Genomic DNA, 15,325 nt, shown 5'->3' on the forward strand with positions numbered 1-15,325 from the left:
GGAAGGCGGTATGGCGGCCCGCAGGCCCTGCCAATCAGGGCTGCTGGTAGGCTGGAAAAAGCCCACGGGCGTCCAGAACCAGCAGCAAGGAGCCGAAGCGGACATGTCCGTCCCGTCAGCCAAACCGCAGGCGCAGCGCCGCGGTCCGGAGCAGCGAGTGACCCGCCAGCGGGTAGCCGTGGCCACCGCCTTGGACAGCCTGGAGGACTTCGTCAGCACCCAGGAACTGCACCGGTTGTTGCAGGAGCGCGGTGAGCCGGTCTCCCTGGCCACCACCTACCGGATCCTGCAGTCCATGGCCGACGACGGCCAGCTGGACGTGATGCGCAACGGCGAGGGTGAAGCCGTCTACCGGCGCTGCGCGGTCGAGCACCACCACCATCACCTGCTCTGCCGGAACTGCGGCAAGACCGTGGAGATCGAGGCTCCGGCGGTGGAACAATGGGCGGCGCGGATGGCACGGGAGCACGGCTTTACACAGGTGGCGCACACGGTGGAAATGTACGGGCTGTGCCCGGAATGCAGCGCCGCGCCCGGCGACGCCGTTGGCCAGTAACCCCGCAGCCCAGCAACCCGCCGTTCAGTAGCCCGGCGCCCAGTAGCCCTGCGTTAGCCGGCGCTGACCTTCACCGCGGCCACAGTGCGCCGCCCCACCCTGCCGCGGCGCTGCCGCCGGGCGCCGGCCAGCCGGCACACCACGTAGATCAGGAACGAAATCGTGGTCACGTAGGGACTGATCGGCAGGCTGCCGCCCAGAGCCAGCAGGATTCCGCCCAGGGTTGCCGTCATGGCGAACACCACGCTCAGCAGCACTACCACCCGCGGCGAACTGCTGACCCGGAGCGCGGCGGCCGCCGGGGTAATCACCAGCGACAGCACCAACAGGGCACCGACCACCTGGATGGACAGCGCCACGGCCAGTCCCAGCAGGAACATGAAAACGATCGCCAGCGCACCGACGGGTACGCCGCGGGCCTCGGCCAAGTCCGGATCGGCGCTGGCAAAGGTCAGCGGACGCCAGATGGCCAGCAGCCCCAGGATGACTACCGCCGATCCCGCGGCCAGCAGGTTCAGTTGCACGGTGTCCACGGACACAATCTGCCCGGTCAGCAGGCCGAACTTGTTCGCCGAGCGGCCCTCGTAGAGCGAAAGGAACAGGATGCCCAGGCCCAGCCCGAAGGACATGATCACACCGGTGATCGAATTCCGGTCCCGGGCGCGCATGCCCAGCATGCCCAGGACGACGGCCGCAATCACCGAGCCCACCAGCGACCCGAACACCACGTTGGCGCCGATCAGCAGGGCGAAGGCCGCCCCGGCGAAGGACAGTTCGGCGATACCGTGCACGGCAAACGCCAGGTCCCGCATCATCACGAACACACCGATCAGGCCGCCGACCAGGCCCAGGACGGCGCCGGCGATCAGCGAGTTGCGCACCAGCGGCAGCAACTCGCCGTAGTCGCTGAAATTGAAGACCGCGTTCAGCAGCTCCGAGGGGTCCATGGCTACTCCCCCCCGCCGTGCTGGTGCGTGGTGGCGTCCGGCAGGCCCACCACAATGATGCGGCCCTGGTTGTGGATGACTTCCACGTGGCTGTTGTACATCCGCGACAGCACCTCGGTGGTCATCACTTCCTCCGGCGTGCCCACGCGGAACTGCCCGCCGGCCAGGTACAACACCCGGTCCACGTAGTCGATGATGGGATTGATTTCATGCGTCACGAACACCACGGCGCTGTTCTTGTCATGGCATTGCCGGTTGATCATTGCGCTGACGGCCTGTTGGTGGTGCAGGTCGAGGGAAAGCAACGGCTCGTCGCAGAGCAGGACTTTGGGGTCGGAAGCCAGTGCCTGGGCCGCCCGCAGCCGCTGTTGTTCGCCGCCGGAAAGCTGCCCGACCGGGGCTTCCGCGTAGCCTTCGGCGCCGACCATCTCCAGCAGTTCGTCCACCCGCCGGCGATGTTTCCGCGCGTTCAGCCGGATGCCCCACCGGTGACCATCCAGGCCCAGGCCCACCAGATCGCGGGCTCGCAGCGGTGTCTCCGGGGCGAAGGTCTTCTGCTGCGGGATGTAGCCGATGTCCCGGCTGCCGCGTTCCAGCGGCCGCCCATTGATTTCGGCCGTGCCGTGGCTCAGCGGCTGCAGGCCCAGCAACACGCGCAGGAAGCTGGTCTTCCCGGAGCCGTTCGGACCCAGCACCGCGAAGAACTCCCCCGGCCTGATGGTCAAATCCAGGTCGTGCCACAGCACCCGCCGGCCGAAGGACAGCGATGCACCCTCCAGGCGGACGGCGGCGGTTGTAACCCCGCTCATCCGCGCAGCGCCTTCTCCACGGCGTGGAGGTTCGCCCTCATCCAGCCGAGGTAGTCCTGGCCTTCCGGCAGGGTTTCGGTGAAATCGACAACGGCGATGCCCGCCTTCTCCGCCAACAGGCGGAGGCGCTGTGTCTGCGGTCCCTCGGTCTGTTCGTTGTAGGCGACGAACCGGACCGACCCGCCGGTGACCAGGTCTTCGGCTGCTTTCAGGGCCTGCGGGGATGCATCGCTGCCTTCCTCTGCGGCCTCCATGAAGTCGTCGGGGGTCCTGTTCTCCAGTCCCAGGGCGTCGAACAGGTGCAGCGGCACCGGATCGGTGGCCGCCACTGCTTCCCCGTCGGCGGCTGCGGCCAGTCCGTCCACCTCGGCCTGCAGCTTGTCCAGCCCGGCTTGGAACCGCCCGGCATTGGCCTTGAAGGTGTCGGCCTGTTCCGGGTCCAGCGCGGACAGCTTCCCGGCAACGGCATCGGCTACCTTGGCCATGGTGGCGAGGTCGTACCAGACGTGTTCATTGAAGCCGCCGTGGCTGTGCTCCGCATGGCCGTGGTCCGCGTGGTCGGCGCCCTCCCCCGCGTGGTTCGCGCCGCCGTCGTCGGCGCCTGTGGCCGCAGGAGCGTGCGCGGCCTCGCCTTCCGCGCCGGGCAGCGGCGACAGCTCCACCGCGGTGATGATGTTGTTATGGTCGACGCCGGTATCGTCGGCGAGGGTGTGCATGAACGTGTCGTAGCCGCCGCCGTTTTCCAGCACGAGGTCGGCCTGGGACACCGCCAGTTTGTCGCGGGCCGTTGCCTCATAGGAGTGCGGGTCCTGGGCCATCCGGTCGATGATCGACGTGACCTCAACCTGGTCGCCGCCGATGCTGCGGGCCAGGTCTCCGTAGACGTTGGTGGAGGCTACTACGCTCACGGTGCCGTCCGCTTCGTCCGCGCCCCCGGCAGCCGCGCAGCCGGACAGCAGCAGTGCGGTCACGGCCAGGCCTGCGCAGACGGGGGTGGTACGGGAGAGCCTCACGGGCGACCTCGGTTCTACTCACAGATGAGAATCAATAACAATAAGCATTTCCAGCTTAGCGCATTGCGAACCGTTCGCATTACCGCGCACCGAGGGCGCGGAACCGCCGCAGCAGTTCCGCGCCCTCGGGGCGGATTATTCGCCGGTCCGGCGGAGGCCCTGGGCCTGGGTCTCGTCGCGGATCTCGCCCACCAGCACTTCGATCACGTCCTCGAGGAACAGCACGCCGTGGGTGCTGCCGTCGGTGCCCAGCACGCGGGCCAGGTGCGACCCGGTCCGCTGCATGACGCCCAGCGCATCCTCGATTTCCTCATCCAGCGCCAGATTGGCCAGCGTGCGGACCTTGGTCAGCGGAATGGTCTTATTGAACCGGTCCTCCGGGATGGTCATGACGTCCTTCAGGTGCAGGTACCCGGTGAGGTTGTCGTCGGCGTCGGCCACCGCAAACCGGGAGAACCCGGTGCGGCCCACCACCCGCTCGAACTGCTCCGGCGTGGTGTCGACGCCGATGGTCACCAGCTGGTCAAGGGGCACCATCACGGTGGCCGCCGTGACGGCCGAGAACTCCAGCGAACTGGAGATCAGTCCGGCGTCGTCGTCCACCAGTCCGTGCTTGGTGGACTCCTGCACGATCGACTGGACCTCCTCCAGCGTGAAGGTGGAGGTCACCTCGTCCTTCGGTTGAATCCGCACCGCCCGGAGGATGTGGTTAGCCGACCAGTTCAGCGTGGCGATCACCGGCCGCACCACCTTGGACACGGCCACCAGCGGCGGGGCGAGCAGCAACGCGGCCTTGTCCGCCACGGAGACGGAGATGTTCTTCGGCACCATTTCGCCAAAGGTCACGTGCAGGAAGGTCACCACCAGCAGCGCCACGGCGAAGGAAATCCCATAGGAGACCTCATGCGGAACGCCCAGCCACCCCTCCAGCGGCAGCAGCAGCAGTTCCTTGATCGCCGGTTCGGCCACGTTCAGAATCAGCAGCGAACACACGGTGATGCCCAGCTGGGCACAGGCCAGCATCAGGGAGACATGCTCCATGGCCCACAGGGTGGTCTTGGCACGCTTGGAGCCGGCTTCGGCCAGAGGCTCGATCTGGCTGCGTCGGGCGGACATGACGGCGAACTCCGCGCCGACGAAGAAAGCGTTGCCGATCAGCAACACGACCAACCAGAAAATACCCATCGCCGCCATCAGAGCTCACCCGCCTTGCCGGCATTGGGCAGTCCCGCACCGGTTGCCGGATCGGGGATGAAGCGCACGCGGTCCACCCGCCGTCCGTCCAGCCGCTCGACCTCCAGGGTACCGCCGTCCACCGGAACCGTATCGCCGACCACGGCAATCCGGCCCAGCTCGGCCATGATGAAGCCGCCCACCGTTTCGTAGCTGGCCTCGTCGGGCACGGTCAGCTGCGGGATCTGCTCGGTGACCTCATCCGGGCGCATCAGGCCGGGGAAATACCAGTTGCCAGCGGCGCTCTGCAGCACTCCGGGCTTCACCCGGTCGTGTTCGTCGGCGACCTCGCCGACGATTTCCTCCACCAGGTCCTCCAGCGTGACCACCCCCGCGGTTCCGCCGTATTCGTCGAGGACGACGGCGAACTGCAGGTTCGCGGCACGCAGTTCGGAGAGCAGCGAATCCAGGTGCACCGTCTCCGGCACCCGCAGCACGTCGGTCATGATGGTGGCCGCGGGCAGGGCCGCACGCTTCTTGCGCGGGACGCCGATGGCCTTCTTGATGTGCGCGACGCCGCGGACGTCGTCGGGCGAATCGCCGAGCACCGGGAACCGGGAGAATCCGGTACGGCGGGCAGCGGCGATCAGGTCGGCCACGGTCTGGTCCGCATCGATGAACTCGACGCGGATCCGCGGCGTCATCACATCGGCCGCAGTCCGGCCGGAGAAGGACAGCGTCTTGGCCAGGAAGTTCGCGGTCCCGGCATCCAACGTGCCCATTTCGGCGGAACGGCGCACCAGCGACGCCAGCTCGGAGGGAGTCCGGGCTCCGGAGAGCTCTTCCTTGGCTTCCAGCCCGAACAGGTGGAGCACCTTGTTGGCGAAGCCGTTGAGCATCAGTACGAACGGCTTGAAGACGGCGGTGAAGATCAGTTGGGGCCGTGCCACCAGCTTGCCCACTGCCATCGGCAGGGCGATGGAAGCGTTCTTCGGCACCAGTTCGCCCAGCAACATGGAGAGCAGGGTGGCGATCACCATGGCGATCACGGCGCCGATGGGCTGAATGACTGCCTCGGCCAGACCCAGCGCCGCCAGCGGCGGCCGCAGCAAGCTGCTGATGGCCGGTTCCATCAAGAAACCGGTCAGCAGCGTGGTCAAGGTAATGCCGAGCTGGCAGCTGGAGAGCTGTGTAGAGAGGGACTTCAGGCATTTCATCAGCGGGACTGCGCCGCGGTCGCCCTTGTCGATGGCGCGCTGCACGGTGGGCTGGTCAAGGGCCACCAGGGCGAATTCAACCGCGACGAAGAACCCGGTGCCGAGGATCAGCAACATGCCGGCGGCGATTTGGATCCATTCCATTTAGCGCGCCACCGTCCTGCAGATCAGGCGGGCAGATGGAAGGTGGTCATCCGAGCCCGGACTAGAAGGCTCCTGACCGGCCGCGTTGGCGGCAAGTGTGTGATGGGCACGTGCACGGGATTTGCCGGTGCTGGGTGACGCCTCGCACGGGGCAGCCGCTTGGGCTGCCTGTGCTCCCGCGGTGCGGCATGCTGCCTGCCCTGCGGGGCGCGTCACGGACCGGCTCCTAGAATAGCTGTCCATTATGCGCACAAGCCTAGCAGGCGGACCGCCGTCGCGGCCTGCCGGTACCCGCTACCAGCTCTGCGGAACCGGGCGGCCCTCTTCATAGCCGGCGGCCGACTGCACGCCCACAATGGCCTGCTCGCGGAACTGCACCAGGTTCTGCGCACCGGCGTAGGTCAGCGAGCTGCGCAGGCCGGCGGTGATCTCGTCCAGCAGGTCCTCGACCCCTGGGCGCAGCGGATCAAGGTACATCTTCGAGGACGAAATGCCCTCCTCGAAGAGAGCCTTGCGCGCCCGCTCGAACGCGTCCTCGCGCCGGTTACGGTTCTGTACGGCACGGGCAGAGGCCATGCCGAAGCTCTCCTTGTATTTCCGGCCGCTGCTGTCCGTGAGCAGATCCCCCGGACTCTCGTGCGTCCCGGCGAACCAGGAGCCGATCATCACCTGGCTGGCACCGGCCGCCAGCGCCAGAGCCACGTCCCGCGGATAGCGGACCCCGCCGTCGGCCCACACATGCGCGCCGAGCTCGCGCGCGGCCTCCGAACATTCCTGCACGGCCGAGAACTGCGGACGGCCCACGGCGGTCATCATCCGGGTGGTGCACATGGCACCCGGTCCCACACCGACCTTGACGATGTCCGCGCCGGCTTCCACCAGGTCGCGAACCCCTTCCGCGCTGACCACGTTGCCGGCCACCACGGGAACCTGCGGATCCAGGCTGCGCACGGCGTCCAGCGCATCGAACATTTTGCGCTGGTGCCCGTGCGCGGTATCCACCACCAGCACATCCACGCCCGCCTCCAGAAGTGCCTCGGTCTTGCCCTTCACGTCGCCATTGATTCCGACGGCGGCCGCTACCCGCAGTCTGCCCTGCGGGTCCAGCGTGGGGGTGTAGATGGTGGACCGGAGCGCGCCCGCACGGGTCAGCGCGCCCAGCAGCACGCCGTCGTCGTCCACCACCGGTGCGAAGTTCGCCGACGCCGAGTCGAACAAATCGAAGGCCTGGCGCAGCGAGGTGCCCGCCCCGGCGTCGAACATGGAAGCCTCCAGCAGCAGCGGGTGGGCCGCCATCACCGATTCGAGCGAGGCGTAGCGGTCCACACCTTCGCAGTCCTCGGCGCGCACCACGCCCACACACTTGCCCGCCTCGTCCACCACCGCCACGGCGCCGTGCGACCGCTTGTCCATCAGGTGCAGGGCGTCAATGACGGTGCTGTCGGCGGTCAGTTTCAACGGTGTTTCGAAGACAGTGTGGCGGTCCTTGATCCAGCCCGCGACCTCCGCGAGCACTTCGAGCGGCACATCCTGTGGCAGCACGGCAAGCCCGCCGCGGCGCGCCATCGTCTCCGCCATGCGGCGTCCGCTCACGGCGGTCATGTTCGCCGCCACCAGCGGAATCGTGCTGCCCGTGCCGTCGCCGGCGGACAAGTCCACGTCCAGCCTGGAGGTGACGTCCGAGCGCGAAGGCACCAAAAAGACGTCCGAATACGTCAGGTCGGTCATCGGCTGGTTGATCAGGCGCATGGATGCTCGCTTTCCTCGTCGCGGTGCAGACCGGCGGAACGGCAGGTGCAGGTGGTGCGGGAACCGTAAGGTGCCCGGGAGCCTGCGGAAGCACCGCGGTGGACCGGCCAGGCTCCCCCGCAAAGTCTAGAGGCACCGGTGCCGGGAACGAATCGGGGCGATGTTCGGGGGCACGGGCGGTAAAGATTAGCCTGCGTTGCGAAAGTGTCACTAGACTGGCTACTGGTCCAGATCTAGTGCGCGCCAGACGCGCACTCGCAATTCCGCTGCTAACCGGCAGGTCCGGAAGGCAGCCAGAGAAGCGCGTGATCTGCAGGGCAAGCGGCAACTCACGGAAGAGGCGTATTACAAGTGCCAGAGCATCCCAACCTTCGTCTACCCGAGGAATTTGGCGGTAACGAATGGCTCGTCGACGAAATCTACGAGCAGTACCTCCAAGACAAAAATTCCGTGGACAAGAAATGGTGGAGCATCTTCGAGGCGGCCAATGGCGCCGGCAGCTTGGACGACACCGCTGCTGCTTCGTCCGCCCCCACCTCGGTCCAGTCCCCGTCCCGCCCCGCTCCGGTGAAGGACACGCCCAAGGCCTCGGGTGAGAGCACTGCCATCGATCGGGCAGGAACCAAGCCGATTCCCGCCGACACCAAACCGGCACCGAACACCTCCACCGACACGGCCGCTGCCCCGGCCAAGCCCGCCGCGAAGGCAGAGCCGAAGCCTGCGCCGATCCCGGCCCAGCTGCCCAAATCAGCGCCCAGCGCAGTCGCCGAAGAAGACACCGTTTCCGTGCTCCGCGGCCCGGCCAAGGCCATCGCCACCAACATGGACGCCAGCCTCAGCGTGCCCACCGCGACGACGGTGCGCGCGGTTCCGGCCAAGCTGCTGATCGACAACCGCGTGGTGATCAACTCCAACTTGGCCCGCGCCCGTGGCGGCAAGGTCTCCTTCACCCACCTGATCGGCTACGCCGTGGTCAAGGCGCTGGGCCAGTTCCCCAGCCAGAACGTCCACTATGACGAGATCGACGGCAAGCCGGCGGCGGTCCAGCCGGCCCACGTGAATTTCGGCATCGCCATCGACATGCCCAAGCCTGACGGCAGCCGCCTGCTGGTGGTGCCGAACATCAAGCGCGCCGAGACTATGAACTTCTCCGAGTTCTGGCATACCTACGAGGACCTGATCAAACGGGCCCGCGCCGGCAAGCTGACCGCCGACGACTACGCCGGCACCACCGTCTCGCTGACCAACCCGGGCGGCATCGGGACCGTGCACTCCGTGCCCAGGCTGTCCAAGGGCCAGGCCACCATCGTGGGCGTCGGTGCCCTCGAGTACCCGGCCGAATTCCGCGGTGCCAGCGAAAAGACCATCGCCGCCCAGGGCGTCGGCAAAATCATCACGCTGACGTCCACCTACGACCACCGCGTGATCCAGGGCGCCGGCTCGGGCGAGTTCCTGCGCCTGATCGAATCGCTGCTGCTGGGCGAGCAGGGCTTCTACGACGAGATCTTCGAAGCGCTGCGCATCCCCTACGAGCCGGTCCGCTGGCGCCCGGACAACCAGGTGGACGTTGACCTGCAGGTCAATAAGGTGGCCCGCATCCAGCAACTGGTGCACGCCTACCGCGTCCGCGGCCACCTAATGGCGGACACCAACCCGCTGGAATACGTCCAGCGCAAGCACCCGGACCTGGATATCAACACCTACGGGCTGACCCTGTGGGATCTGGACCGGGAGTGGGTCACCGGCGGATTCGGCGGCGCCGACCGCCTGAAGCTGCGCGACATCCTCGGCGTGCTCCGCGATGCCTACTGCCGCACCACCGGCATCGAGTACATGCACATCCAGGATCCGGCCGAACGCGAGTGGTTCCAGAACGAACTGGAGCGCCCCTACGCCAAGCCCAGCCGCGAAGAGCAGCTGCGCGTCCTGGGCAAGCTGAACGCCGCCGAGGCGTTCGAGACCTTCCTGCAGACCAAGTTCGTGGGCCAGAAGCGCTTCTCGCTGGAGGGCGGCGAATCCCTGATTCCGCTGCTGGATGCAGTGATTTCCGACGCCGCCGACGATGGTCTGGATGAAGTCGCCATCGGTATGGCCCACCGCGGCCGGCTGAACGTGCTGACGAACATCGCCGGCAAGACCTACGCACAGGTGTTCCGCGAGTTCGAGGGCACTCAGGACCCACGCAGCGTCCAGGGCTCCGGTGACGTGAAGTACCACCTGGGCACCGAAGGAAAATTCACCTCCGACAACGGCAACGAGACCAAGGTCTACCTTGCCGCCAACCCCTCCCACCTGGAGGCCGTCGACCCGGTGCTGGAAGGCATCGTCCGCGCCAAGCAGGACCGTCTGGACCGGGGCGACGAGTTCCCGGTGCTGCCGGTCATGATCCATGGCGACGCGGCCTTCGCGGGCCAGGGCGTGGTGGCGGAAACCTTGAACCTCTCCCAGCTGCGCGGCTACCGCACCGGCGGAACCGTGCACATTGTGGTCAACAACCAGGTCGGTTTCACCACCTCGCCGCAGTCCTCGCGGTCCTCGGTGTACTCCACCGACGTGGCCAAGATGATCCAGGCTCCGGTCTTCCACGTGAACGGCGATGACCCGGAAGCCGTGGTCCGCGTGGGCCAGATGGCCTACGAGTACCGCCAGCGCTTCCACAAGGACGTCGTCATCGACATGGTCTGCTACCGCCGACGCGGGCACAACGAGGGCGACGACCCCTCGATGACGCAGCCGATGATGTACAACCTGATCGAAGCCAAGCGCTCCACCCGCAAGCTGTACACCGAGGCCCTGGTGGGCCGCGGCGACATCACGCAGGACGAGGCGGATCAGGCGCTGCGCGACTATCAGGAACGGCTGGAGCGCGTCTTCGCCGAAACCCATGCCGCGCAGACCTCGCCGATGCCGATCATCACCAAGGACTCCGCGGCCGTGTCCGACCTGGAGCGCCCGCTCTCGCAGCAGGCCGAGGACTTGGCCAACGTGCCGTCCGGCACCGCCATCTCCGCAGAGACGCTGGCCAAGATCGGCAAGGCGCATGTGGAAATTCCGGAAGACTTCACCGTCCACCCGAAGCTGAAAGCCCTGCTGGAGCGCCGCGAGCAGATGTCCCGCGAGGGCAATATCGACTGGGGCTTTGGCGAGCTGGCTGCGTTCGGCTCGCTGCTGATGGAGGGTGTCCCGGTGCGCCTGGCTGGCCAGGACTCCCGCCGCGGTACCTTCGTGCAGCGCCACGCCGTCTTCCACGACCGCGTGAGCGGCGAAGAATGGGCCCCCCTGAGCAACCTGTCGGACGATCAGGCCAAGCTGTGGATCTACGACTCGCTGCTGTCCGAATACGCGGCCATGGGCTTCGAATACGGCTACTCGGTGGAGCGCCCTGATGCGCTGGTGCTCTGGGAGGCGCAGTTCGGCGACTTCGTCAACGGCGCCCAGACCATCATCGACGAGTTCCTCTCGTCGGCCGAGCAGAAGTGGGGCCAGCGGTCCTCGCTGGTGCTGATGCTGCCGCATGGCTACGAAGGTCAGGGCCCGGACCACTCGTCGGCCCGGATCGAGCGCTTCCTGCAGATGTGCGCCGAGGACAACATGATCGTGGCCAACCCGACCACCCCGGCCTCGCACTTCCACCTGCTGCGCCGCCAGGCCTACAGCCGGCCCCGCAAGCCGCTGATCATCTTCACGCCGAAGCAGTTGCTGCGGTTGAAGGCCGCTGCCGCCCAGGTGGAGGACTTCACCACCGGAACGTTCCAGCCGGTCATCGGCGACGTCCAGGACCTCAGCGGCAATGACGTGGAGCGCGTGGTGCTGGTCTCCGGCCGGCTTTACTACGATCTGCTGGCCGCTCGCCAGAAGAACTCGGACACCAAGACCGCGCTCATCCGGGTGGAGCAGCTGTACCCGCTGCCGGTCGAGGAGATCAAGGCCGAGCTGGCGAAGTACCCGAACGCCGACGTGGTCTGGGCGCAGGACGAGCCCGCCAACCAGGGCCCGTGGCCGTTCATGGGTCTGTACCTGCCGGAGGCCCTCGATAAGCCGCTGCGACTGGTTTCCCGTCCGGCCTCCGCCGCGACCTCCACCGGCTCGGCCAAGCGCCACGCTGTGGAACAGGACGTTCTGGTCAAGAAGGCCTTTGAACGCCGGTAAGTAGGATAGTGGGCGGGGGCCACAGGGCGCCCCGCCCACTTTCTTTTAAGCACCGTCTCCAACCCGTCGAACCAGAAAGCTACTCGTGGAGCAACGCAGAATCAGGATCGCCGCAGTGGGTGAACAGCTGCTGGCCGGCGTGGGAGACCCGCGCGCCCTCGGTTGGTTGGGCCGAACCTTGGCCCGGACCAACCCTGATCCAGCCACCTTGGAATCCTTCGTTCTGGCATCGCCGAACGAAGGTACGGAGGAGCTGGCCGGCCGCTGGCTTCAAGAAGCCGGCCGGCGATTTGATGACGGCTTCGAAAACCGGCTCATCATCGGTCTGTCCGGCCGCGACCTCGAGCTTGGCCTGTCCACGGCCCGCAGCCGCCTGAACCTGGCGAACATCCTCGACGGCGCGGCACAGCTCAGCGTCAAGGTCTTCGTTGTGGGTCCGCCGCCTGGACTGGATGCCCAGCGCAATGCCCAGCTGGCCGAGCTGTCGACCGCCTTCGGCGACGTCACCACGCGCCGCAAACACGTCTTCGTGGACACCTTCACGCCATTGCTCAATCACGAGCAGTGGCGCACCGATTTGGCCAGTAACGGCGGAGCCCCCGGCCAAGCGGGCTACGGTCTGCTCGCCTGGCTGGTCCTGCATCGGGGCTGGTATCCGTGGTTGGACCTGCCCGAGCCGTTTTAGCGGTTTGCTCCCGCCGGACGGCTGGGGCGCCTTCATCGCCCAGGCGGCGGGACCGGTCATGTACCGGTCCCGCCGTTCTTGTCTCTAGGGGCGGCAGACCCTTGCCAGTGGGTGGGACGCGATATATCGTGTCCTTCATGACGAGATATATCGCGTTGGGAGCGGTGTATCGCCACAGGCAGGACAAGCCATGAACGAAACGTGGAGCATCGACGGTCCACAGACCATCGACGTTGACGAGGTCCGCATGCTCAAGGCCTCCATCGTCAAAGGGCGGCTGGACATCATCGTGCACGACGAGCCGACCGTCAGGGTGGAGGTTTCCGAAGTCATCGGCGCGCCGCTGGAAATGACCCTGCGCGGCGGCACGCTGGAAATTAGCCACAACAAGGGCGGCGAGGGCCCTTTGGGGTTCTTGGCACGGCAGGTCAATCTGGCAGTCTCCGGCTACCGGGAGGAGGCCGTGATCAGCATCGCGCTGCCACGGGACGTTCCCGTCAAGGCCTCCACCGTCAGCGGGGACGGCCTGGTATCCGGTATGGCCGCCAAAGCGGAATTGAGCACTGTCTCCGGGTCCATGATGGCAGACGAAACTACCGGTGTACTCACCGTCAATACGGTCAGCGGCGAGATTATCGTCCGTCACCACGGCGGCACGTTGGCGGTGAAGAGCGTCTCCGGCGAGGTCACGGCTTCCGGCGAACTGGACCATGTCCGGGCCAGCACGGTCAGCGGCGACCTGAGCTTCGACCTGGAGGGGGCGCCCCAGGACCTGGCCGTCAATTCCGTTTCCGGCAACGTCACCGTACGGGTGCCCGAACAATACGGCGTGGACGTCGCTGCTTCTTCGGCGACGGGCAGCATCACCGTCAACGACCAGAAGTTCTTCGGCTTCTCGGAGAAAGTGAAAACCCGGATAGGTCCCGAAGGCCGCGGGCTCACCGTCCGGTCCACCACGGTCTCGGGCACCCTGGCGGTTTTCCACCGGGACACGGCCGGAAGCCAGGTGAACTGATGCCTCCCGTATTCGCCCACGGCGCCCTGCGGCTCTATCTGCTCGCCTTGCTGGCAGAAGGAGACAAGCACGGTTATGACATCATCCGCGCCCTCAGCGACCGGTTCGGCGGCACCTACTCCCCCAGCGCGGGCACCGTCTATCCCCGGCTGGCCAAACTTGAGGAGGAGGGGCTGGTTTCCACTGCCTCGGATGGACGGCGCACGGTCTACAGCATCACCGATGCCGGACGGCGGGAACTGGCCGCCCGCCAGGACGAGCTGGCCGACGTCGAAGCTGATATCTCCGCGTCCGTGCGGCGTCTCGCCGATGGGTTGCGGGACGAGCTGCGCAGCTCCATGAAGGGGCTGCGGGCGGATCTTGCCGCCTCGGCCGAGGCCGCCCGCAGTAAAGCCAGGACATCTCCGCGGGCAGCCGACGCCGCCGGGCTTCGGACCGTGAAGGAACTGGAGCACCTGATCAACGACTTCCGCGACGACGTCCGGGTGCGCTTGCGCCGGCGCAGCGCCACCGGAACGGTAGACGAAGTCGCGGTGCAGACCATCCGGACAGTGCTGGACCAGGCCAAGGCATCCATCACTGCTGCGCTGCGCTGACTACTGGCGTGGAGCTCCTTCAGTTAGGAGCAGGCCCGGGCATATGAAAGACTGGTGCGCAGTTCTTTTTCATCCAGCAAAGGAGGCAGCCATGAGCAAGCGTGCACGCAAGCGTCGTGACCGTAAGCGCGGCGGCGCAAACCACAGCAAGCGCCCCAACACCTAAGCGGTTGGGCACCAGCCCGCGCGGCTGATGCTGCTGACGGAAGAACCCCCGCGCCCGATGGGACGGCGGGGGTTCTTCTGTTGTGTGCTGCAGGCGGCCCGAGCCCGGGAGGCGGGCCAGCCCCAAACCTATACGGTGTCTGATTCCCTGATGTGGCCGATCTTGTCCAAGATACGTTCCTTGAGGGTCTGCGGTGCGGCCTCCTGGCAGGAGCGCTTCACCACCGAACGGATCAGGCACTCCAAATTGTGTTCTTCGGCGCACTCTTGGCAGCTGTCCAGATGCGCCTTAATCTCCGCGAGGTCGTCGCGGGAGAGTGCGCCGTCAACGTACTCGTAGATCCGTTGCATCCGGTCGTCTTCGCAGTCGCCCAGTCCGTGGCAGTCGCTCATTTGACGTTCTCCTGTTGTGTCCCCACCGTCGCTGCGGCGTTTTTCCTGTCCTTGGTACCGCCCATGCCGCGTTCGTGCGCATAGTCCGCAAGCAGCTCGCGCAACAGCTTGCGTCCCCGGTGCAGGCGGGACATCACGGTACCGATGGGGGTGTTCATGATTTCCGATATTTCCTTGTACGCGAAGCCCTCTACATCAGAGAAGTAAACAGCCAGCCGGAATTCCTCCGGGATGGCTTGGAGGGCGTCCTTCACATCAGAGTCCGGCAGGTGGTCCAAGGCTTCCGCTTCCGCAGACCGCAGTCCTGAGGAAGTGTGGGAGGCGGCTTGGAACATCTGCCAGTCCTCTACCTGGTCCGTGTTGGACTGCTGCGGTTCGCGCTGGCGCTTCCGGTAGAGGTTGATGTAAGTGTTCGTCAGGATCCGGTACAGCCAGGCCTTGAGGTTGGTCCCCGGCTTGTACTGATGAAACGCCGAAAACGCCTTGGCGTAGGCCTCCTGCACCAAGTCCTCGGCATCGCTGGGGTTGCGTGCCATCCGCATCGCGGCCGAGTAGAGCTGGTCCACATACTGCATGGCGTCGCGTTCAAAGCGGGCACGGCGCTGGTCGGCAGTTTCCGTCTGGACGTCAACCTCATCCGGCTGCCCCGTTGTTCCGGGGTTGCTGCGGTTCTCGGTGGCGTCCGAATTCTCAGTCGTCATTGGCTCCCAGTCT

Annotated in this window: 14 protein-coding genes; 6 read left to right on the forward strand and 8 right to left on the reverse strand. The window is 66.3% G+C overall.

All coding sequences use genetic code 11. The annotated features are described in order from the left end of the window. Window positions 1-103 precede the first annotated feature (103 nt). Complete coding sequence (locus tag AC5RWT_RS05570) at window positions 104-556, forward strand: Fur family transcriptional regulator (RefSeq protein ID WP_494045648.1); 453 nt, start codon at window positions 104-106, stop codon at window positions 554-556. Window positions 557-609: 53 nt separating this feature from the next. On the opposite strand, the gene AC5RWT_RS05575 is transcribed toward AC5RWT_RS05570, so the two are convergent. The 6 genes from AC5RWT_RS05575 to guaB1 all read right to left on the reverse strand — a co-directional run bounded on the left by AC5RWT_RS05575 (window position 610) and on the right by guaB1 (window position 7,608). Continuing rightward, window positions 610-1,503: a metal ABC transporter permease gene (locus AC5RWT_RS05575; protein WP_494045647.1), complete on the reverse strand. Its 894-nt coding sequence runs from the start codon at window positions 1,501-1,503 to the stop codon at window positions 610-612. 2 nt (window positions 1,504-1,505) lie between these two features. Beyond that, window positions 1,506-2,312 carry a metal ABC transporter ATP-binding protein gene (locus AC5RWT_RS05580; RefSeq protein ID WP_494079482.1) on the reverse strand — a complete coding sequence of 269 codons (807 nt, stop codon included), beginning with the start codon at window positions 2,310-2,312 and terminating at the stop codon, window positions 1,506-1,508. After that, on the reverse strand, window positions 2,309-3,325 hold the full coding sequence (locus tag AC5RWT_RS05585; RefSeq protein WP_494079483.1) for a metal ABC transporter solute-binding protein, Zn/Mn family: 1,017 nt from the start codon (window positions 3,323-3,325) through the stop codon (window positions 2,309-2,311). Before AC5RWT_RS05585 ends, AC5RWT_RS05580 begins: the two co-directional genes overlap by 4 nt. Before the next feature lie 135 nt (window positions 3,326-3,460). Next, window positions 3,461-4,510 (reverse strand): hemolysin family protein, encoded by a 1,050-nt coding sequence (locus tag AC5RWT_RS05590; protein ID WP_494079484.1) that lies wholly within the window; start codon window positions 4,508-4,510, stop codon window positions 3,461-3,463. Window positions 4,511-4,518: 8 nt separating this feature from the next. Beyond that, on the reverse strand, window positions 4,519-5,859 hold the full coding sequence (locus AC5RWT_RS05595; protein WP_494045643.1) for a hemolysin family protein: 1,341 nt from the start codon (window positions 5,857-5,859) through the stop codon (window positions 4,519-4,521). A 294-nt stretch (window positions 5,860-6,153) separates the two neighbouring features. Next, the gene (gene guaB1, locus AC5RWT_RS05600) at window positions 6,154-7,608 is read right to left on the reverse strand and encodes a GMP reductase (RefSeq protein ID WP_494045642.1); all 1,455 of its coding nucleotides are present in this window, start codon (window positions 7,606-7,608) and stop codon (window positions 6,154-6,156) included. Between the two features lie 351 nt (window positions 7,609-7,959). Here guaB1 and AC5RWT_RS05605 point away from each other — a divergent pair, with 351 nt between their 5' ends. The 5 genes from AC5RWT_RS05605 (at window position 7,960) to AC5RWT_RS05625 (ending at window position 14,219) form a co-directional block, all read left to right on the forward strand. Further along, window positions 7,960-11,757 carry a multifunctional oxoglutarate decarboxylase/oxoglutarate dehydrogenase thiamine pyrophosphate-binding subunit/dihydrolipoyllysine-residue succinyltransferase subunit gene (locus AC5RWT_RS05605; RefSeq protein ID WP_494079485.1) on the forward strand — a complete coding sequence of 1,266 codons (3,798 nt, stop codon included), beginning with the start codon at window positions 7,960-7,962 and terminating at the stop codon, window positions 11,755-11,757. Window positions 11,758-11,842: 85 nt separating this feature from the next. Continuing rightward, on the forward strand, window positions 11,843-12,442 hold the full coding sequence (locus tag AC5RWT_RS05610; RefSeq protein WP_241914993.1) for a GDSL-type esterase/lipase family protein: 600 nt from the start codon (window positions 11,843-11,845) through the stop codon (window positions 12,440-12,442). A 190-nt stretch (window positions 12,443-12,632) separates the two neighbouring features. Then, a complete protein-coding gene (locus AC5RWT_RS05615) occupies window positions 12,633-13,457 on the forward strand; it encodes a DUF4097 family beta strand repeat-containing protein (RefSeq protein ID WP_494079486.1) in 825 nt (274 codons plus the stop codon). After that, window positions 13,457-14,053, forward strand: coding sequence for a PadR family transcriptional regulator (locus tag AC5RWT_RS05620; RefSeq protein WP_494079487.1), 597 nt, complete (start codon window positions 13,457-13,459; stop codon window positions 14,051-14,053). Before AC5RWT_RS05615 ends, AC5RWT_RS05620 begins: the two co-directional genes overlap by 1 nt. Before the next feature lie 91 nt (window positions 14,054-14,144). Continuing rightward, the gene (locus tag AC5RWT_RS05625) at window positions 14,145-14,219 is read left to right on the forward strand and encodes a 50S ribosomal protein bL37 (RefSeq protein WP_394940783.1); all 75 of its coding nucleotides are present in this window, start codon (window positions 14,145-14,147) and stop codon (window positions 14,217-14,219) included. A gap of 128 nt (window positions 14,220-14,347) precedes the next feature. On the opposite strand, the gene rsrA is transcribed toward AC5RWT_RS05625, so the two are convergent. After that, complete coding sequence (rsrA, locus tag AC5RWT_RS05630) at window positions 14,348-14,611, reverse strand: mycothiol system anti-sigma-R factor (RefSeq protein ID WP_136784606.1); 264 nt, start codon at window positions 14,609-14,611, stop codon at window positions 14,348-14,350. Next, window positions 14,608-15,312 (reverse strand): sigma-70 family RNA polymerase sigma factor, encoded by a 705-nt coding sequence (locus AC5RWT_RS05635; protein ID WP_494045638.1) that lies wholly within the window; start codon window positions 15,310-15,312, stop codon window positions 14,608-14,610. The genes rsrA and AC5RWT_RS05635 overlap by 4 nt, the downstream gene beginning before the upstream one ends. Window positions 15,313-15,325 lie beyond the last annotated feature (13 nt).

This window comes from Arthrobacter sp. Dra40 (assembly GCF_059091905.1).

Bases quoted from the DNA above. Each gene is read 5' to 3' on its own strand.
- rsrA (WP_136784606.1), bottom strand. From the start codon at position 14,611: ATGAGCGACTGCCACGGACTGGGCGACTGCGAAGACGACCGGATGCAA.
- AC5RWT_RS05580 (WP_494079482.1), bottom strand. From the start codon at position 2,312: ATGAGCGGGGTTACAACCGCCGCCGTCCGCCTGGAGGGTGCATCGCTG.
- AC5RWT_RS05620 (WP_494079487.1), top strand. From the start codon at position 13,457: ATGCCTCCCGTATTCGCCCACGGCGCCCTGCGGCTCTATCTGCTCGCC.
- AC5RWT_RS05615 (WP_494079486.1), top strand. From the start codon at position 12,633: ATGAACGAAACGTGGAGCATCGACGGTCCACAGACCATCGACGTTGAC.
- AC5RWT_RS05575 (WP_494045647.1), bottom strand. From the start codon at position 1,503: ATGGACCCCTCGGAGCTGCTGAACGCGGTCTTCAATTTCAGCGACTAC.
- AC5RWT_RS05635 (WP_494045638.1), bottom strand. From the start codon at position 15,312: ATGACGACTGAGAATTCGGACGCCACCGAGAACCGCAGCAACCCCGGA.
- AC5RWT_RS05590 (WP_494079484.1), bottom strand. From the start codon at position 4,510: ATGGGTATTTTCTGGTTGGTCGTGTTGCTGATCGGCAACGCTTTCTTC.
- AC5RWT_RS05595 (WP_494045643.1), bottom strand. From the start codon at position 5,859: ATGGAATGGATCCAAATCGCCGCCGGCATGTTGCTGATCCTCGGCACC.
- guaB1 (WP_494045642.1), bottom strand. From the start codon at position 7,608: ATGCGCCTGATCAACCAGCCGATGACCGACCTGACGTATTCGGACGTC.
- AC5RWT_RS05570 (WP_494045648.1), top strand. From the start codon at position 104: ATGTCCGTCCCGTCAGCCAAACCGCAGGCGCAGCGCCGCGGTCCGGAG.